The organism is Bradyrhizobium sp. SZCCHNRI3043 (assembly GCF_032377735.1).
GTDB lineage: Bacteria > Pseudomonadota > Alphaproteobacteria > Rhizobiales > Xanthobacteraceae > Bradyrhizobium.
The window spans coordinates 34,074-53,392 of sequence record NZ_JAUHID010000022.1 but is presented as its reverse complement, the minus strand read 5'-3'; the positions used below and the strand labels follow the sequence as shown (position 1 = coordinate 53,392).

Sequence of the window (19,319 nt, the reverse complement as noted above, 5' to 3'; positions counted from 1 at the left end):
CCGAGCCAACCGAAATTATTTTAACCCTAAAATATCTCCTGGCAAGCCCCTTCGGTTCCCTCCGCTTGTCAATTGCCCTGGAAGACCGGCTTCGACTTGGCCGCGAAGGCCTCGAAGGCGCGGTTGAAATCCTCCGTCGTCATGCACAAGGCCTGGGCAACTGCCTCGGCTTCGATCGCCTCCTCGACCGACATCGCCCATTCCATCGCCAGCATGCGCTTGGTCATCGTGTTGGCGAAAGTCGGGCCGTTCGCGATCTCGGTTGCCAACACCACGGCCTGCGCCAGCACGTCGGCGGGTGCGACGATGCGGCTGAAGAAGCCCCAGCGCTCGCCCTCGTCGGCACTCATGAAGCGGCCGGTGTAGAGCAGTTCGGACGCGCGGGACTGACCGATGATGCGCGGCAGGATCGCGCAGGCCCCCATGTCGCAACCGGCAAGGCCGACCTTGTTGAACAGGAACGCGACCTTGGCACCGGTTGCAGCCAGCCTGATATCGGAGGCCATCGCAACGATCGCGCCAGCGCCTGCACAGATTCCTTCGACCGCCGCGACGATCGGCTGCGGACAGGCCCGCATCGCCTTGACGAGATCGCCGGTCATCCGGGTGAAGGCGGTCAGACCCTTGGTGTCCATCTTCACCAGCGGACCGATGATCTCGAACACGTCGCCGCCGGACGAGAAATTGCCGCCTGCACCGGCCACGATGATCGCCTTGACGTCGTCGTCGAACGCGCAGGCCCGAAAGAAGTCGGTCAGTTCGCGATAACTCTCGAAGGTCAGCGGGTTCTTGCGCTCGGGCCGGTTCAACGTCACGGTCGCGACGCGATCCTTGACCGCGAGCAGGAAATGGCTGGGCTTGTAGTCCGCCAACGGCACGGTGACGGGATTGGCGTGTCTCGACATGTCAGCTTCCTTCCTTCAAATCTTATCGTTGGGCGTTACGGTCTACACCTCGCCGCCGGCCACAGCGATCGCCTGTCCCGTGATCGCACCGGCACCGCTGCCGCACAGCCACAGCACGGTATCAGCAACTTCCTGCGGCATGATGAGCCGCCCCTGCGGATTATGCTTGGCAAGCTCGGCGATCGCCTGCTCCCGGCTGCGGCCGGTCTTCTTCATGATGTTGTCCACGCTGTCGGCGACGAGATCCGTATCGGTGAAGCCTGGGCAGACTGCGTTGACTGTCACACGCGTCGCAGCCAGCTCCAGCGCGAGCGAGCGCGTCAGGCCGACGACAGCATGCTTCGCTGCGGTGTAGGCGCTGACGTAAGGATAGCCCTTGAGCCCTGCCGTGGACGCGACCGCAACGACGCGGCCATAGGACTTTGCCCTCATCGCCGGCAGCACTGCCTGCACGGCATGCACGACACCCATGAAATTGATGTCGATCATGCGACGGAACAGCGCGGCATCCGATTTCAGGAACGGGGCGGACTCGGCACTTCCGGCATTGGCAATCAGGATGTCGATCGGCTGGCGCGCAACAGCGGCGGCAACGGCCGCGTTCAGCGCGGCCTGATCGGCAACATCGGCAATGGCGGCGTAATCGGCGCAGCCGGCTGCGATCGCCTCATCGAGCGTTGCGCCGTTGCGCCCGACGATCGTCACGGTTGCGCCGGCAAGCTTCAGGGCTTGCGCGATCTCGCGGCCGATGCCGCGTCCGCCGCCCGTCACCATCGCATGCGCAGCTGCAGGCAATCCCGACACGCGCGCCTCCTCATCTCTTGCAATACGATCGCGGCCTCGAAGTTATTTTAAACTTCAAATTTTTGCAACAACACGCCCGAAGCGCCTTGACACCCCGGTTGCCGCGACTAGCGTTCAAGGGCCTGGAGCGAGCAGCGTAGCGGTATCAGGCATATCTCGGAGGTCTGCGTGCCTGCGTCGCAAATCACCACCACGAAGGACGGCCGCTTCGGCTACGAGGCGTCGGGGGCGCCCGAGCGGCAGACCGTGGTGTTCCTGCACGGCATCGGCGGCGCGGCACGCGCTTGGCGCGGTCAGCTCGACTATTTCGGCGAGCGCCGCCATGCGGTGGCCTGGGACATGCCAGGCTATGGCCAATCCGCCCGGCTCGAGACGGCCAGCATCACCACGCTCGCCGCTGCGCTTCAAGATTTCCTGAGCCAGATCGGCGCCAAGCAGCCGATCCTCGTTGGTCATTCCATCGGCGGGATGATCGTACAGGAATGGTTGACGACGCATCCGCAGGCCGCGTCGGCCGTGGTGTTGGCTCAGACCAGCCCGGCCTTCGGCAAGGCCGACGGCGACTGGCAGAAGTCGTTCATCGAGGCGCGTCTCGGACCGCTCGATCGGGGCGCGACGATGGCGTCGCTGGCGCCGGACCTGGTCAAGGAGTTGGTCGGCGACGATCCCGATCCGCGCGGCCTTGAAATTGCAACCTCCTGCATGGCCGGTGTACCCGAGGCAAGCTATCGCGCCAGCATGCTGGCCCTGCTCGGTTTCGACCGGCGACAAGCCTTGAAGGACATCAAGGTGCCGACGCTGGTGCTCTCGGGCTCGAAGGATCGCAACGCGCCAGCGCCGATGATGGAGAAGATGGCGAGCTTCATTCCCTCGTCGGACTACGTCGAACTTCAGGGCGCCGGCCATCTCGTCAATCTCGAACGGCCCGGCCAGTTCAACGCCGCACTCGATACGTTCCTGATGACACATGCAACACCAGCGACAGCGGAGAGATGATGACGATCCCGGTCCAGAAGACGGCGATGGCCTCCGGCGAAGCCCTCGATGCGCCGATGTTCGATCCGGCCGCATATCGGCTCACGGCCGAGCAGGCCGACATCATCACACGGGCCCGGGAACTCGGGCAGAGCGTGCTGGCGGGCCGCGCCGCGACCTGGGATCGCGAGGCGAGCTTTCCGACTGAAAACTACAAGGACCTGCATCGCGCGGGCCTGCTCGGCATCTCCGTTCCCAAGGCTCTCGGCGGCCTCGGCGCGGGCTACCAGACCTACGCACTCACCGCCGCCGAGATCGGTCGCTATTGCGGCGCCACGGCGCTGACCTGGAACATGCACGTTTGCTCGACCTTATGGTCCGGACCGCTCGCCGACGATCTCGACATGGACGAGGACGTCCGCGCCGAGCACGAGCGGCGGCGCGCGATCCACTACAAGCGCATCGTCGACGACGGCGCGATCTATTCGCAGCCCTTCTCGGAGGGTGGCGCGGCGGCAGCGGGCGGCGTCGCGTTCGGTACCGAGGCCAAGCCGGTCAAGGGCGGCTGGCTGGTCAACGGCAAGAAGATCTTCGCCTCGCTCGCCGGACACGCGGACTATTATGGTGTGCTATGCACCGAGGTCAGCGAGGGCGAGAAGGCGTCCCGCCGCAACACGCTCTATCTCGCGGTGCCGGCGAAAACGGAGGGCGTCTCTGTCGTCGGCGACTGGGATCCGCTGGGCATGCGCGGCACGGTGTCACGCACGCTGCTTTTCAAGGATGTCTTCGTCGAGGAGGACGCCGCCTTGATGCCGCGCGGCGTCTATTTCCAGGCGGCGATGCGCTGGCCGCACATGTTCATGACGTTGTCGCCGACCTATATGGGGCTGGCGCAGGCTGCGTATGACTTCACCGTCAGATATCTGCGCGGCGAGGTGCCGGGCATGCCGCCGGTCAAGCGGCGGATGTACCCGACCAAGCAGATCGCGGTCGCGCAGATGCAGATCAAGCTGGAGCAGATCAAGGGAATCTGGTTCCAGGCCGTCACCGAGGCGCGAGCCAATCCGAGCAAGGAGCAGGTGCTGCGCGCCTATGCGGCGCAGTACTCGGTGATGGAGGGGGCCAATGATCTGGCGGCGCTCGCCATCCGCACATGCGGTGGACAATCGATGCTGAAGACGCTGCCGCTGGAGCGCATCTATCGCGACAGCCGTTGCGGCTCCCTGATGCTGCCCTGGACCGCCGAATTGTGCCTCGACCGCATCGGCCGCGAGGCACTGTACGAGCCCGGCGAGACGGACGACTGAGCGTGGACCTCTGCAGCCTGATCGAGCGCAACGCGGCGTTCACGCCGGACAAGCCGGCGATCCACTTCGAAGGCAGGACGCTGAGCTATGCCGATTTCAGCGAGCGCATAGCGCGGACAGCGCGGGCGCTGAAATCCGAGTTCAGCGTCGGACGCGGCGACCGCGTCGCGATTTTGAGCCTCAACCGGCCGGACTATCTGGTCTTGCTCTATGCCTGTGCGCGACTCGGCGCGATCCTGGTGCCGCTGAACTGGCGGCTGGCGGTGGCCGAGCAGGTCTTCATTCTCTCGGATGCTGCCGCCAAGGTGCTGGTGCTGGAGCAGGCCTTTGCGCCGGTGCTGCCGGCGCTCGCCGAGAGCCATCCGGAGACCGTGCCGGTCGGCATCGACTTTGCGCCGTCGAGCGGATTGCAGATCGACGATCTGCTGGGCCGCGGTCACGGCGATGATCGCAACCCGCACATCGACCTCTCCTGCCCGCTGCTGATCGTCTACACCTCGGGCACCACGGGCCGGCCGAAGGGCGCGGTGCTGCGCCAGGAGGCGTTGCTGTGGAACGGGGTGATGAGCCAGCACATGCATGGCCTCACCTCCGACGATCACGTGCTGACGGTGCTGCCGCTGTTCCACGTCGGCGGCCTCAACATCCAGACCACGCCGGCGCTGCATCACGGCGCCACCGTTACGCTGCACGCCCGCTTCACGCCGGATTCGACACTGGCGGCGATCGTCAACGAACGGCCGACTTTGACCGTGCTGGTGCCGGCAACCATTCAGGCCGTCACCGAGCATCCCGATTGGAACGCGACGGACCTGTCCTCGCTGAGAGCTGTTGCGACCGGATCGAGCATCGTGCCGCCGGCGCTGATCGAACGCATCACCGCACGCGGCGTGCCGGTGCTGCAGGTCTACGGCTCGACCGAGACCTGTCCGATCGCGGTCTACACACGGCTCGGCGGCGACCTCTCGCGCGCAGGCTCCACCGGCCTGCCCGGGCTGTGCTGCGAAGCCAAGATCATCGACAAGGACGGCGACGAGCTTTCGGCGGGCAAAGCGGGCGAGATCGCCGTGCGCGGGCCCAATCTGTTCTTCGAATATTGGGGCAACGCCAAAGTCACGCAGCAGGCGATCCATGACGGCTGGTACCGCACCGGCGACATCGCCCAGCGCGATGCGGAGGGGAACTTCTTCGTGCTCGAGCGCAAGAACAACATGATCATCTCCGGCGGCGAAAACGTCTATCCGGCCGAGATCGAGCGCGTGCTCGGCGAGCATCCCGACGTCGTCGAATGCGGCGTGATCGGCCGGCCCGATCCGCGCTGGGACGAGGTGCCGGTAGCGTTCGTCGTCAAGCGCCAGGGCTGCGCGCTCGATGCGGACACCTTGCGCGCGCATCTGCAGGCGCAGCTCGCGCGCTTCAAGGTGCCGCGCGACATCGTGTTCGTCGACGACCTGCCGCGCACTGCGCTCGGCAAGGTGCAGCACCATCTGCTGCGCCAGATCGATGGCCCCAAATGATCGGCATGGAGACGCGCTCTTGAAAATTGCAGTGCTTGGCGGCGGCAACGGCTCCTTTGCAGCGGCAGGCGATTTCGCGCTCGGAGGTCACGAGGTCCGGCTGTGGCGCCGCGATGTGGACGCTGTCGCGCAGCATCGCGCGGCGGGCTCGACGATCATCGTCAAGGACGTCAATGGCCGTCATGAGGCCAGGCTGGCGCTGGTCACGACGGATATCGGCGAGGCCGTCTATGGCGCCGAGCTGATCCTCTGCCCGGCACCGGCCTTCGCGCAGGCAGCCATCGCGCACCAACTTGCGCCGCATCTCGTCGACGGTCAGGTCGTGTTCCTGCCGCCGGCGACCTTCGGCACGATGATCTTCGCGGCGGCCGCGCGTGATGCCGGCAATCAAGCCAACGTCAGCTACGCCGAGACCGGCACGCTGCCCTGGCTGACGCGCAAGCACGGCCCGTTCGAGGTCGCGATCACCATCCGGGCCAAGCGGCTGCCGGTCGGCGTGTTTCCTTCGAAGACGGCCGAGCACGCGCTGGCTGTGATCGGCCGCGCCTTCCCCGACGTGATCGAGCCCTGTGGCGACGCGCTGTCGGGCGCGCTGATGAATGCCGGCTGCATCATCCATCCGCCGCTGATCGTGATGAATGCAGGTCCGATCGAGCATTTCGAGCGCTGGGACATCCACAAGGAGGGCACGCAACCTTCGATCCGCCGCGTCACCGATGCGCTCGATGCGGAGCGGATTGCGGTGCGCGAAGCGCTCGGCTACGGCGCGCCACATTTTCCGCTGGCGCATCACTACGCCAGGGAGGGCGAGATCTGGATGTATGGCCGCGGCTCGCATGACCGGCTCACCGATTCCGGCGACTGGCGCGAGCAGCTCGTGCTGACGCAGCACCGCTACATGCGCGAAGATCTCAGGCTCGGCCTGTCGTTCCTGATCTCGGCCGCCGAGCTGAGCGGCACGCCGACGCCGCTCGCCCGCGCCTTCCTGGCCATCGGCGGTGCGATCTGCGGCGAGGATTTCGTGGCAACGGGGCGCACGCTCGCCCGCCTCGGCCTTGGTGGTCTCGACCGGACCGCGCTGCAGGCGCTGCTGCGTGATGGATTTGCTCAATGAGCGCGCGCGGTCATATCGCCTGCCTCGGCGCCGGCCGCATGGGCCGCGGCATCGCCGTGGCCTTCGCCTATGCCGGCCATCCCGTGACGATGATCGACATCAAGTCGCGCAGGCCGGAGGAGTTCGCCGGGCTCGAGCGCGACGCGCTCGGCGAGGTCGGCGCGACGTTCGCGACCTTGGCGCGGCTCGGGATGCTGCAAGCCGCCGATGCCAAAAAGCTGATGGGCAAAATCACCGTCGCGCCGGCCAGCGCGAGCGGCGATGTGCTGGCGCAGACGACCCTGGTGTTCGAGGGCGTGCCGGAGATCGTGGACCTCAAGCGCGAGGTGCTCGGGGCAGCGTCGCGCGCGGTCGCGCCCGACGTGATCATCGCCTCGACGACCTCGACGATCCTGGTCGACGATCTCTCCGGTGCGGTGGAGCGGCCTGAGCGCTTCCTGAATGCGCACTGGCTCAACCCGGCCTATCTGATCCCGCTGGTCGAGATCTCGCCGGGCCAGGCGACGGATCCCGATGTCACGGCGCGGCTGAAGGCACTGCTCGAAGGCATCGGCAAGGTGCCGGTGGTCTGCGCGGCCACGCCGGGCTTCATCGTGCCGCGCATCCAGGCGCTCGCCATGAATGAGGCGGCGCGCATGGTCGGCGAAGGGGTCGCCAGCGCCGAGGAGATCGACAAGGCGATCCGCTACGGCTTCGGCTTCCGCTACGCCGTGCTCGGCCTGCTCGAATTCATCGACTGGGGCGGCGGCGACATCCTCTACTACGCCAGCCGCTATCTCGAGGGCGCGCTCCACAGCGACCGCTATCGCGCGCCCGACGTGATCGAGCGCAACATGGCAGAGGGCCGCATCGGCCTGCGCACCGGCGCCGGATTCCTCGATTATTCCGGTATGGATGTCGCAGCCTATCGCGAGCAGCGGCTCGGCGCGCTGGTCGACATGCTGCGGCATTTCAAGCTCGCCCGGCCGCCGGTTGTGGATTGAGCACGCAGCGAGGCTGATCGTCGCGTGGCGCATAGCCGTAGGGTGGGCAAAGGCGCGCAGGCGACACTGCGCGCCTCATGCTGCGCTCCATCGCGCGCCGTGCCCACCATGTCGCTCCGCATGCCTGGATGCACGGTGGGCACGCAACCGCCCTGCGGGCGGCTGCTTTGCCCACCCTACAGCGGTGTCGCTGCCGGCCCTTTGCGGGTATCAACTGCAACTGCATCAACAAACTCCGCCGTCGTCCCGGCGAGCGCCGGGACCCATAACCCCAGGGAGGAGTTTGGGGACGCGCGTCGATCATCTCGCAAAACAATGACTGCCGCGGAGTATGGATCCCGGGTCGGCGCCGCGACGCGCTTTGCGCGTCACGGCTTGCCCAGGACGACAATGGTGGGGGGATCGGATACACGGGTCAAACAGCGGGCGGCATGACGTCTCGTTCTCGCGGCGCATTTGCGCCCGAGCGTTGCGATCAGTTCGTCCCTCTTCAAATGCAGAGGGCGCAGGGAATGCCGGGTGAAGGCCTCACCCGTGGCCCGCCTGCGAAGAAGAATGCAGGCGGCAGGTACCACAGGTGCAGCCGAACACTCCGGCATTCCCTGCGCGATGGGCTTCACGCTTATACGCAGTCTCCCTGGTGCGCCGGGCTTGTTGGCCACCATGGCGACAATGCGCTTTAGGCGCATTGCGCTGGACACCAGCTTCGGGGTGTCAGGACGCTGCGACTTCACGTCCGCAATCGATCGTTCGTCGGCGCCCTCGCGAGAGGACGCTGCGATCTCTCGCGGCCATCGCTCCCCGCCTCGCGTGTCGTGACGATCGCGCGCAACGCCCCTCCGCAGTGAGGCGGGATGGCGAGAGAGAACCACAATTTCCGGAAAATGGCAAGTGAATTATTTTTTTCAGAACTCGCTCGACACAATTCTGCATCGCGGACGCTTCGCCATTGTGGGGCGACCTGCCCCTCATGTGACGGTGCGCTCCCCTCCCCCTTGCGGGGAGGGGAGTAGACTGCCGCCGTGGCGCCCACTCGCGAGCGACGACCCGGAGAATTACCCGAACACGTCCTGCAGCACGCCGTCCTTGATCACGGCCACACCGTCCAGTTCGATCGTGGTGCCCATCATCGGCAGGTCAAAATGCCCGGCCGTGTAGCGGCCGGCGAATTCGTTGGCGCCGGTGGAGAACAGGAAATTGCCGGGAACGGCGCGCAGCTCGGTGCCGTTGGTGTCGCGCTGGTCGTACATGGTCAGCGCCTCGTAACGCGCGCCGGGGTTCATGCCCCAGCCGACATGCGACACCGCATAGGCCTCGCGGTCGCCCCAGGAGGCGAGATAGGAACGCATCATCGCGGCATCGGCGCCCTCGCCGTCCAGCCCGGTGACGTAGTCGTCGCAGAGGGTCATCGTCACCGGTGAGGTGAGATAGCGCTTGAAGGTGAGGTTGATGTCGCCGGGCGCCATCACGATGGTGCCGTTGACCGATTTGCTCCTGGGGAAGCTGACGACGATGCCGCCCGGCCAATGCGCGAGCGTGCCGGGACGGTCGGTCCAGCCCCAGACGCCGACGGTGGAGGCGCCCTCCATGATCACGTCGAGATCGGTGCCGGCCTTCGAGGTCACGCGCATCCGCTTGGTGCCGCGCAGCATCTTGGCGGCGGCGCGCACCCGCTTCTCGAGCGCCGAGTCCGGCACCATGCGCTCGAGCGCCTCGGGATGCTCGTTGGAGATCACGAGAATGCGCGCGCCGGCTTTCAGGATCTCCGGCGTCTCCACCGCATGCATCAAGCCTTCGATGGTGCAGTCGACGACGAAGCCGGCCTGCTGCAGCGCTGAGACCACCGGCCCGAGCTTGCCGATCGCCTCCGACGCACCGGTCGAGCGCACCGGCACCGGATGGCGGTTGCGCGGGGTCGGCACAACGACATGGAACGGACGCGCCCCCATCCGCAACAGCGCCAACTCCGCAAGGTGGACGTTGAGGGCGCGCGACTGCGTTTCCGACAGGATCGCGGCGGTGTCACCCGCCTTGACGGCACAGCGCTCGAAGATCTCGCAGAATGCGTCGATCCATTTCGCCTCGATGCGATCCGCCAGCATGGTACGTTCTCCCGATTGTTGTTGGTGTTGTTATCAGACTGAGGGGAAGCCGCGCAGCAGATACGCGCGCAGGCCCTGCAACAGGCCGTTGAGAATGAGGCCCAGCAGCGAGATCGTGATCAGCGGCACGAACATGTCGACAGCCTGGAAGGTGCGCGCGGCGGTCACCAGCACGTGACCGAGCCCGTCGGTCGAGGTGATCATCTCGGCCAGGAACACGACGATGCAGGAGATCACGAGGCCGATGCGGCAGCCGGTCAGGATCGACGGCATCGCGGCCGGCAGCACCACCTTCCACAAGACGTCGCGCGGCGGCGTGCCGGCGGCGAGCGCCGACCAGATCAGCTTCTGCTCGACGGTCGTCGCGCCGTAGTAGGTCGACAGCAGAATCGGAAACAGCGCATCCGCGGCCACCAGCATGATCTTGGATTCGTGGCCGAAGCCGAGCAGCAGCAGGAACGCCGGATAGAGCGCGACCTTCGGCAGCGGCGCCAGCACGCGCACGATCGGCTTGACGGCGGCATTGACAGGCGGGCTCACTGCGGCGGCAATTCCCAGGGAAACACCGAGCACCACGGCGATCGCAAAGCCGGCGAACAGCCGGAACAGCGTTGCCGCGATGTCCTGCTGAAACGTGACACTGGTGAGCTGCTGGCCCATCCGCAAAAACACCTGCCCCGGCGGCGGCAGCAGGGTCGGCGGCGCATAGCCGAACGACACCAGCCCCTGCCACAGCAGCAGGACCAGCACGATCGGCGCGGCGCCAAGGAGGATGTCGTTGGAGGTGCGCGTCATGAGAAGCTCAGCGGCATGTCGAACTGCGGCTCGGACCAGCGCACCAGCCAGCGCCTGACGACCTCGAACGCCGCATCGAGGCAGATGCCCATGGCGCCGATGATGATGATCATCGCGAACACCGTGTCGTACTGGCCCATGTCGAGCGCGTTGAACAGGATGTTGCCGGCGCCGGATTGCCGCGCGATCATCTCGCTCGTCACCATCGTGATCAGCGCCAGCACGATTCCAGTGCGGCAGCCGGTGAGGATCTCCGGAAGCGCCGCGGGCAGGACAATGCGCAGCAGGCGCTCGCCGGCCGAGAGCCCCATCGCCGCGCCCGACCACAGCATCTTCTCCTCGACCGCCTTGGCGCCCTCGAAACTGTGGTAGATCACCGGAAGGCTGACGCCGAGGAAGATCACCAGCGTCTTGGAGATGTCTCCGACGCCGAGCCACAGCATGATGATCGGCATCAGCGCCGCCTTCGGCACCGGGTAGATCAGCATCAGCAGCGGGTTGAAGAAGGCGGCGGTCGACCGGCTGCGCCCCATCAGCAACCCGAGCGGAATCGAGAACGCAAGCGCCAGTGCGAAGCCGATCGCCATCCGCCGCAGCGAGGCCAGGATGTTGATCAGGGAGTCCTTGTCGGTGAGGATCGGCGGGATCGCACGCAGCGATTCCAGCGCGGTCGGAAAGCTGTCGTTCTTCAGTCCGAGCGAGGCGAGCTGCCACGCCAGCAGCAGACCGCAGCAAGCCAGCACCGGCGCGAGCGGCTTCAGCAGGCCGTTCATGACGGCAGCTCGTTGTCACCGGAATCGTCGAACATGCGCTCGATGTCGACGATGTATTTCTGGTAGCGCGGGTCCAGCAGAAGCTCCTCGCGGCGTCGAGGGCGCGGCAGGTCGATGTCGATCACCTCGCGGATGCGGCCAGGCGAGCGCGACATCATCACGACCTTGTCGGACAGGAACACGGCTTCCTCGACCGAGTGGGTCACGAACAGCACCGTCTTGCGGTCGCGCTCCCAGATGTCGAGCAGGTCGTTCTGCAGCCGCGTGCGCGTATGCGCGTCGAGCGCGCCGAACGGCTCGTCCATCAGCAGCACCTCCGGCCCGTAGGCCAGCGTGCGGGCGAGCGCGACGCGCTGCTTCATGCCGCCGGAGAGCTCCTTGGGATAGAATTTCTCGAAGCCGGTAAGTCCGACCATGGCGAGCAAAGTCCGCGCGAGCGCCTCGGCCTTCGCCGGCTTCTTGCCCTGCTGCAGCGGACCATACATGACGTTGCCGAGCACGCTCTTCCAGGGAAACAGCGCGAACTCCTGGAACACCGGGCCGCGATCGGTGCCGGGACCGCTGATCGGCTTGCCCTTCATCTTCGCCGTGCCTTTGGTGGGGCTGACGAAGCCACCGACGATGTAGAGCAAGGTCGACTTGCCGCAGCCGGAGGGCCCGAGGATGGAGACGAAGGCGCCCTCGCCGACCGAAAGCGAAATGTCCGACAGCGCGGTGTGGTCGCGGCGCGACGACGTCTTGAACACCTGCGACACGTGATCGATCTCGATGATCGGCGTGGCCGCGCGGCGGCCGAGCGGAGCGCCCGCGAGCTGGCCGGGTCGGATCGGGGTCACGCCCATGTCGGCTTCTCTTTCCGATGCAGCACGCTTAGAGGCTCCGTGATATCAGGCATGAAGACTGCCGCAGACGATCGTTTTAAACCACATCCGCCGTCATTCCGGGGCAAGGCCGAAAGGCCTTGAACCCGGAATCTCGAGATTGCCTTGCGTCATGCTCAACAAGCTCGAGATTCCGGGTTCAATCATCGAAGCGCAACCGCTTCGCGTCTGCGCCTCGACGATTGCCCCGGAATGACGGGGACCTGGAAAGATTAGCAAGAACCCTGCCAATCGTCCCACGCGCGCCGCTCATTGCTGCTCCTGATCGAACCAGGGCCATTCGGCCGGTCCCTCATGCGTGACGGCGCCGAGCGGCGCCTGCCCGACCAATTTCGCATACTTCGCCAGCGCTCCCGCGCGGTGCCGCGGCGGCCGCTGCGTCCAGTGCTTGCGGCGCGAAGCCAGCTCAACGTCATCAAGCAGCACATCGAGCGTGCGCGCCTTGGCATCGATGCGGATCGGATCGCCGTCTTGCACCAGCGCCAGCGGACCGCCGACGAAGGCTTCCGGCGAGACATAGCCGATGCACATGCCGCGGGTGGCGCCGGAGAAGCGGCCGTCGGTGATCAGCGCGACCTTCTCGCCCATGCCCTGGCCATAGATCAGCGCGGTGACGCCGAGCATCTCGCGCATCCCCGGACCGCCGACCGGACCTTCGTTGCGGATGATCAGCACCTCGCCCGCCTGATAACTGCGCGCGCGGACCGCGGCGACGCAGGCCTCCTCGTCCTCGAACACCCGCGCACGGCCCTCGAACACCAGGTTCTTGAGGCCGGCAATCTTGATGACGGCGCCGTCGGGCGCGAGGTTGCCCTTGAGGACGGCCACGCCGCCATCCGCCATGATCGGCTTGGCCGGGCTGAACACGATCTCGCCGTCCGGCGCATTGGCCGCGCCATATTCCTCGGCCAGCGTGCGGCCGGTGACCGTGATGCAGGAACCGTCGATGTGGCCGCTCTCGATCAGCGCGCGGATCACCACGGCGGCGCCGCCGATGTCGTAGACGTCCTTCGCCGTGTACTTGCCGCCCGGCCTGAGATTGCCGATCAGCGGCGTGCGCGCGAACACCTCACCGACATCGTCGAGGGTGAAGCGGATGCCGGCCTCATTGGCGATCGCCGGCAGATGCAGCGCGGCGTTGGTGGAGCCGCCGGTAGCCGCGACGATGGCCGCCCCGTTCTCCAGCGCCTTCCGGGTCACGATGTCGCGCGGCAGCGGGCCGCCATGCGCGAGCATCTGCATGATCAGGCGTCCGGCCTGCCGCGCGACGTGCGCGCGCTCGGCATAGACGCCGGGGATCATCGAGACGTTGGGCATCGACAGGCCCATCGCCTCCGACAGCATGCCCATGGTGTTGGCGGTGAACTGTCCGGCGCAGGCGCCGATCGTCGGGAGGCAGGACCGCTCGATGCCTTCGAGCGTCTGTGCATCGATCTCGCCGGTCATGTAGCTGCCGACCGCTTCATACGAGTCGAGCACCGTGAGCGTCCTGCCCCGGTACTTGCCGGGCAGCGCGCTGCCGCCATAGATGAAGATCGACGGAACGTTGCAGCGGACCATGCCCATCATGACGCCGGGCAGGGTCTTGTCGCAGCCGCCGAAGCCGATCAGCGCGTCATAGGCCAGGCCATGGACCACGGCCTCGATGGAGTCGGCAATCAGCTCGCGCGAGAACAGAGAGAACTTCATCCCCTCATGGTTCATGCTGATGCCGTCGGAGACCGAGACGGTCGCGAATTCCCGCGGCGTGCCGCCAGCTTCGGAGACGCCCGTCTTCGCCGCATCGACCTGGAAATCGTGCGTCATGTTGCAGGGCGTCTGCTCGCCCTTCTGGCTAACGACGCCGATCATCGGCTTGGCGATGTCGGCATCGTCCAGCCCCATCGCGCGCATGAAGGCCCGGTGCGGAGCGCGATCGAGCCCTTCCACCGTCACACGCGATCGCAGCTTCCTCATCGACAAGGCTCCGCGTGAAGCCGCCTACTGGATCGGCGCGACGATCGTGGGATGCTTGAACTGGGCGACGTCGAGCTTCGGCAGCATGCCGGTCTCGGCGTAGATGTCGAGCATCTTCTGGATCGCCGGGAAGTTCGGCGCGGCCACCGGATCGCGGCCGAAATCATTGTCCTTCAGCAGATAGGTGTCGATCACGGCGACCGGCGCCTTCATGACCTCCGACACCACCTTCAAGGTCTCGTCGCGGTTGGCCAGCGCCTTCTTCATGCCGGCGGTGATGTCGCGGACATAGGCCTTCACCAGCTCCGGATTCTTGTCGACGAAATCGGCGCGGCAGGCCTCGAGGATGTGGACGATGTTCGGCATCGCCTCCGACAGCGAGAACAGCTTGCGGGTGCCGCCCTTGGCCTCGGCACGCGCGGCGAACGGCTGGTTCATGTTGACCGCATCGACGCGGCCCTGGCGCAGCGCATCCTCCGACACCGCGAAGCCGACCTCGACCAGCTTGATGTCCTTGGCCGGATCGAGCCCGGCCTGCTTCAGCAGCATGTTGAACGGCCCTTGCGTGCCGCCGCCGATCACGGAAATGCCGACCGTCTTGCCCTTGAGATCAGCGATGGTCTTGATCGGGGAATCGTCCTTGACCGCCCAGTAGACCGAGAAGCCGCCCGGCTTCTCATAGACGTGCTGGGCGACGATGTAGGCCTTGAGGCCGCCGCCGACGACGCCGTTCGCCAGTGACAGCGGCGCTTGCGTGGCACAGTCGAGCGCGCCGGCGGCGAGCGCCTGCGTCATCGGTGCCGTTCCCTGGAACTGGGTCCATTCGATGTTGTAGGTCTTGCCGAGATCCGGAAATTCGGTCGGCCGCTTCATCATCCAGTATTTGGATTCTTCCGCCGGGATGGTCCAGCCGACGCGGATCGTCTGCTGTGCGAATGTCGGCCCCGCGCTCGTCACCAAAGCCATCGCCGCGAGTGCCGCCAGCATCAACCGTTTCCGCATCACGCCCCTCCGCCATTTCAAAAAGGAACCTCGCGGAGAATGTTTCATGTCTCAAATATCTGTGCAAGCGCGGAAAACGCCCCGCCTTTGCCTGCCCCATGGGCAAGCCCGCTTTGCAGCGCGACAAGGCCGGGTCATCGTGAAACGCCCCGCGGTCCGTGTGCCGCGGCGCGGTCGACAACGCAAGGTCGCACGCTCCAAGCTGGCGAAAGTGGCCGTTCAGCCGACTGGCGTCGCCGCGTCGCACGCGCTAGGGAGAAGCCCCGAATTGACCTTTTGAGGAGTTCTTCGATGTCGATCCAGCGTTTCGAAATTGGCCCGCGCATGAGCCAGGTCGTCGTTCACGGCAATACCGTCTATCTCGCGGGAGTCGTCGCGCAGAAGACGGCCGGTGAAAGCGTCACCAAGCAGACCGAGGAGATTCTCTCGATCATCGACGGCCACCTCGCCAAGGCCGGCACCGACAAGTCGAAGCTGTTGTCCGCGACGATCTACCTCACCGACATCAAGACCTTCGGCGAAATGAACGCCGTGTGGGATGGCTGGGTCTCGGCCGGCAATACCCCGGCGCGCGCCACGGTCGAAGCCAAGCTGGCTGCGCCGCAATACACCGTCGAGATCATGGTGATCGCGGCGAAGTAGGCGCGCTGGGTCGCCGCGCACTAGTCCGTGTCGCGGCGACCAGTATTGCGATTGAGCGGACCACGCCGCTCGCGCATGAGCCCTTCCGGAAGCACCGGCTCGGTGCCGGGCAACGGCTCGGCCCGCACGTCAGCGCCCCACTGCTCCTGCTGGTGGGGCGTCGTTTTGTCCTTGACCTGTTGCGACTGCGGCAGACCGTCCTTGCTGACGGGGTCGTAGGCGCCGGAGCGCAGGTCGCGAGTGTCTCTGCCTGTCATGATCTTTCAACAAGCGGTGTCCAGCATTCGTTCCTGATCGCCGGCATGGAACAGATGCCCTCCTGCCGCCGCAGGACCACGGTCAGGACTGCGGCCGCAGCGGCGCGCCCTCGCGGATGCCGTCGACCTTCACGGCCAGCCGTTTGATCTTGTCGTAAAGCGTCTGCTTCGGAATGCTCAGCAGCGCCGCAGTCGCCGGCACGTCGCCGAGCTTGCGGCGCAACGCATCCTCGATGATCGAGCGCTCGATGTTCTCCAGCTGCCGTGGCAGCGACAGCTCCGAGGCCGCGGCGCCCGAGCGGTCGAGGACCTTGCGGTCGAGCACACCGAGCACGAAGCGGTCGGCGACGTTGCGCAGCTCGCGCACGTTGCCCGGCCATGAGTAGCCGAGCAGCAGCGACATGGTCTGCTCGTTCACGATCGGCGCGTCGCGCTCGAACCGCTTGGCAGCCTCGAGGGTGAAGTGCTCGAACAGGATCGGGATGTCCTCGCGGCGTTCGCGCAACGGAGGCAGCTCGATGAACGCGACGCCGAGACGATAATACAGATCGGCGCGGAACAGCTTCTGCTCGCTGAGCTCGAACAGATTGGCCTTGCTGGCCGCCACCACGCGGCAATCCACCGCCACAGGCTTGTTGGAGCCGACGCGCTCGACCGAGCGGTCCTGCAACGCCCGCAGCAGCTTCACCTGCACGCTGAGCGGCATGCTCTCGATTTCGTCGAGGAACAGCGTGCCGCCATGGGCATATTCGATCTTGCCGATCCGCTGCTTGGTCGCGCCGGTGAAGGCGCCGGCCTCGTGGCCGAACAATTCGCTCTCGACCAGCGACTCCGGCAGGCCGCCGCAATTCACCGCGACATAGTTGCCGCCGCGCCTGGCGCTGTGAGCGTGCAGGCAGCGGGCGACGACGTCCTTGCCGGTGCCGGTCTCGCCATAGATCGTCACGTCGACATTGGTCGAGGCCAGGGTCGAGACCAGGCGGCGCACCTCCTGGATCTGCGGCGAACGCCCGAGCAGGCTCGCCTCGATGCCCTGGCGGTCGGCGAGCGCCGAGCGCAGCGCGCGGACTTCGAGCGTCAGGCGGCGCTTGTCGAGCGCGCGGCGCACGACGGAGACGAGTTGCTCCGACGAGCACGGCTTCTCGATGAAGTCATAGGCGCCGTTGCGCATCGCTTCCACGGCCATCGAGATATCGCCGTGTCCGGTGACCAGGATGACCGGCAGGTCCGGATCGAGCCGGTGCAGCTCGGACAGCCACTCGGTGCCGCTCTTGCCACGCAGCCGCACGTCGGAGACCACCACGAACGGCATGTCGGCGCGAACGGTCGTGCCTGCGGCTTCGGCGGAGGCGAACGGCGTGACCGAGAGCCCGGCGAGCTGCAGCGCCTGGACGGCGCCGATGCGGACATCCTCGTCGTCCTCGACATAGATCACGCCGACCGGTTGCTCAGGAGTCATGCGGGAACCTCTTCAATCGGCAAGCGGCAGCAGCACAATGAACTCGGCGCCGGACGGTTCGAGATTCCGCGCCCGCAGCTCGCCGCCGAACGACCGCGCGATGTGATTGGCGATCACGAGCCCAAGTCCGAGACCCTTGCCGGCCGGCTTGGTCGTCACGAAGGGCTCGAACAGGCGCGGCAGGACATCGGCGGCGATCGCTGGGCCGCTGTTGGCGATGGTGATGCGGCACTGGCCCTCCTCACGCACGGCGCGGATGTGGATGGACTTCCGCGCGGCGCCCTCGACGGCATCGAGCGCGTTGGCGATGATGTTGCAGAGCAGTTGCTCGAGCCGGATCTGATCGGCCCTGACATGAAGCTCGGGCGCGAGATCGATGGTGACGTCGACATTGCCGTCCTTCACCCGCGCGCCGAGGATCTTGAGCGTCTCGGACAGCGCCTGCTCGACCGAGACGGCATCGAGCGGCGCGTTCGATTTGTAGGCGAACACGCGCAGCTGGCCGGTCAGGCGCGCCAGCCGGCGGACCAGCTCGCCGATGCGGATGAGATTGCCGCGGGCCTCGCCGATCATGCCGCGATCGACGAATTGCACGGCATTGTCGGAGGCGGTCTGCAGCGCCGCCAGCGGCTGGTTGATCTCGTGCACCATGCCGGCCGACATCTGGCCGAGCACGGCGAGCTTGCCGGCATGGACGAGTTCGTCCTGCGCGGCGCGCAATTCGGCGGTGCGCTCCTGCACCCGCATTTCCAGCCTGTCATTGGCGGCCTGCAGCGCGGCCTGGCTCGCCAGCCGCTGCCGGATCTCGCGGCGTCGCTGCGCCAGCAGGCCGAACGCCAGCAGCGCCACGATGCTGGCGAGACCCGAGAGCGTGCCGATGATCAAGGCCGTCCGCCGGATCGGCGCCTCGTCGTCGAGCAGCAGCAGCTGCCATTGCCGCCCGTTGAGCGGACGCTCGTCGACGCTGTAGACCGCGCCGCGCTCGGTCGCGACCTGGCCGCCGCGATCGGTCCTCTCCGTGAAGCTCCAGCCGAGCGGCGCGAGGCTGGAGCTGCCATAGGGCTTGGACGTCGCGATCTCCTCGAGCGCGTCGGCCGAGAGCGGCGTCAACGGGCGGAAGCGCCATTCCTCGCGCGAGGCGAGAATGGTGACGCCGCGGGCGTCGACCAGCAGCATGTCGGCACCGCGGTTGCGCCATTCGCGCTCGAAGGCATCGAGATTGACCTTGACGACGGCGACGCCGATGGTCCGTCCCTCTTGCTTGACGGCATAGGACAGGTAATAGCCGGCGCGCGCGCTGGTGATACCGATGCCGAAGAACACGCCGCGGCCGGTCGCCAGCGCTTGGCGCATATAGGGGCGGTAGGACAGGTTGCTGCCGACCGGCGTCCCCGGCTGATCGAAGTCGGCGGCGGCGATCGCATCACCGGCGACGGTGAGGACATAGAGGTTGTCGGCGCCGGCCAGCAGGTTGATCGACTTCAGATGCAGGCTGACGCTCTGCTGCAGCGCGCGATCGTCCGGCGTGCCGAGCAGCCGGAAGACATCGGGCGAGGTCTCCAGCAGCGAGGGCAGATATTCGAAGCGCGAGAGGTAGCCGTCGAGTTGCGCGGCCTCGACCGCCAGCCGCTGCTGGGCCGCGGCGTGCCGCTGATCGAGCCCGCGGGAAAAGGCAATGGCATAGCCGAGCCATGCCACGACGCCGACCAGCGCAGCCGCCATCACTCCGCGAACGACCCAGCCCGCGCGCCTGCGGACCACCGCGGTGACGTCGGGATGTCCCTCGAGGCCGATCCGGAATGGAAGGTCCGTCATTCCCTTTTCCAGGCCCATCACGTTCCAGGCCC

The 19,319-nt window shown here is 66.4% G+C and carries 17 protein-coding genes; 6 read left to right on the top strand and 11 right to left on the bottom strand.

What is annotated here, in order from left to right; translation table 11 throughout:
• Window positions 1–68: 68 nt before the first annotated feature.
• Together QX124_RS28410 and QX124_RS28405 are read right to left on the bottom strand one after the other, a co-directional pair.
• Entirely contained in the window at window positions 69–905 is an 837-nt protein-coding gene (locus tag QX124_RS28410; RefSeq protein WP_315741175.1) for an enoyl-CoA hydratase family protein, read from the bottom strand.
• 42 nt (window positions 906–947) lie between these two features.
• Window positions 948–1,709 carry an SDR family oxidoreductase gene (locus QX124_RS28405; RefSeq protein WP_315741174.1) on the bottom strand — a complete coding sequence of 254 codons (762 nt, stop codon included), beginning with the start codon at window positions 1,707–1,709 and terminating at the stop codon, window positions 948–950.
• A gap of 168 nt (window positions 1,710–1,877) precedes the next feature.
• Here QX124_RS28405 and QX124_RS28400 point away from each other — a divergent pair, with 168 nt between their 5' ends.
• Genes QX124_RS28400 through QX124_RS28380 form a run of 5 tightly spaced genes read left to right on the top strand, consistent with a single transcriptional unit; the run spans window position 1,878 to window position 7,605 of the window.
• On the top strand, window positions 1,878–2,705 hold the full coding sequence (locus QX124_RS28400) for an alpha/beta hydrolase (RefSeq protein ID WP_315798905.1): 828 nt from the start codon (window positions 1,878–1,880) through the stop codon (window positions 2,703–2,705).
• Window positions 2,705–3,991, top strand: a complete 1,287-nt coding sequence (locus tag QX124_RS28395) for an acyl-CoA dehydrogenase family protein (RefSeq protein ID WP_315776321.1) — start codon at window positions 2,705–2,707, stop codon at window positions 3,989–3,991. The genes QX124_RS28400 and QX124_RS28395 overlap by 1 nt, the downstream gene beginning before the upstream one ends.
• Before the next feature lie 2 nt (window positions 3,992–3,993).
• Window positions 3,994–5,508 (top strand): class I adenylate-forming enzyme family protein, encoded by a 1,515-nt coding sequence (locus QX124_RS28390; RefSeq protein WP_315773054.1) that lies wholly within the window; start codon window positions 3,994–3,996, stop codon window positions 5,506–5,508.
• A 19-nt stretch (window positions 5,509–5,527) separates the two neighbouring features.
• Window positions 5,528–6,622: an NAD/NADP octopine/nopaline dehydrogenase family protein gene (locus tag QX124_RS28385; RefSeq protein WP_315773052.1), complete on the top strand. Its 1,095-nt coding sequence runs from the start codon at window positions 5,528–5,530 to the stop codon at window positions 6,620–6,622.
• A complete protein-coding gene (locus tag QX124_RS28380) occupies window positions 6,619–7,605 on the top strand; it encodes a 3-hydroxybutyryl-CoA dehydrogenase (protein ID WP_315773051.1) in 987 nt (328 codons plus the stop codon). Before QX124_RS28385 ends, QX124_RS28380 begins: the two co-directional genes overlap by 4 nt.
• A gap of 1,055 nt (window positions 7,606–8,660) precedes the next feature.
• Here QX124_RS28380 and QX124_RS28375 read toward each other — a convergent pair.
• From QX124_RS28375 to QX124_RS28350, 6 genes are all read right to left on the bottom strand, one after another.
• On the bottom strand, window positions 8,661–9,707 hold the full coding sequence (locus tag QX124_RS28375) for a peptidase M29 (RefSeq protein ID WP_315773050.1): 1,047 nt from the start codon (window positions 9,705–9,707) through the stop codon (window positions 8,661–8,663).
• Window positions 9,708–9,740: 33 nt separating this feature from the next.
• A complete protein-coding gene (locus tag QX124_RS28370; protein ID WP_315773049.1) occupies window positions 9,741–10,502 on the bottom strand; it encodes an ABC transporter permease in 762 nt (253 codons plus the stop codon).
• Window positions 10,499–11,275 (bottom strand): ABC transporter permease, encoded by a 777-nt coding sequence (locus tag QX124_RS28365; protein WP_315773047.1) that lies wholly within the window; start codon window positions 11,273–11,275, stop codon window positions 10,499–10,501. The genes QX124_RS28370 and QX124_RS28365 overlap by 4 nt, the downstream gene beginning before the upstream one ends.
• Entirely contained in the window at window positions 11,272–12,117 is an 846-nt protein-coding gene (locus QX124_RS28360) for an ABC transporter ATP-binding protein (protein ID WP_315773045.1), read from the bottom strand. The genes QX124_RS28365 and QX124_RS28360 overlap by 4 nt, the downstream gene beginning before the upstream one ends.
• Before the next feature lie 288 nt (window positions 12,118–12,405).
• Window positions 12,406–14,112, bottom strand: coding sequence for a dihydroxy-acid dehydratase (gene ilvD, locus QX124_RS28355; RefSeq protein ID WP_315798904.1), 1,707 nt, complete (start codon window positions 14,110–14,112; stop codon window positions 12,406–12,408).
• 24 nt (window positions 14,113–14,136) lie between these two features.
• Window positions 14,137–15,114, bottom strand: coding sequence for an ABC transporter substrate-binding protein (locus QX124_RS28350; protein ID WP_315741102.1), 978 nt, complete (start codon window positions 15,112–15,114; stop codon window positions 14,137–14,139).
• Window positions 15,115–15,405: 291 nt separating this feature from the next.
• Between QX124_RS28350 and QX124_RS28345 the strand changes: the two genes are divergently transcribed.
• Complete coding sequence (locus QX124_RS28345) at window positions 15,406–15,756, top strand: RidA family protein (RefSeq protein WP_315741101.1); 351 nt, start codon at window positions 15,406–15,408, stop codon at window positions 15,754–15,756.
• Between the two features lie 20 nt (window positions 15,757–15,776).
• Here the strand turns inward: QX124_RS28345 and QX124_RS28340 are convergent, their stop codons facing one another.
• From QX124_RS28340 to QX124_RS28330, 3 genes are all read right to left on the bottom strand, one after another.
• Window positions 15,777–16,013 (bottom strand): hypothetical protein, encoded by a 237-nt coding sequence (locus QX124_RS28340; protein WP_315798903.1) that lies wholly within the window; start codon window positions 16,011–16,013, stop codon window positions 15,777–15,779.
• A gap of 82 nt (window positions 16,014–16,095) precedes the next feature.
• On the bottom strand, window positions 16,096–17,472 hold the full coding sequence (locus QX124_RS28335) for a sigma-54 dependent transcriptional regulator (RefSeq protein WP_315798902.1): 1,377 nt from the start codon (window positions 17,470–17,472) through the stop codon (window positions 16,096–16,098).
• Between the two features lie 12 nt (window positions 17,473–17,484).
• The gene (locus QX124_RS28330; RefSeq protein WP_315798901.1) at window positions 17,485–19,287 is read right to left on the bottom strand and encodes an ATP-binding protein; all 1,803 of its coding nucleotides are present in this window, start codon (window positions 19,285–19,287) and stop codon (window positions 17,485–17,487) included.
• Between the last annotated feature and the right edge of the window lie 32 nt (window positions 19,288–19,319).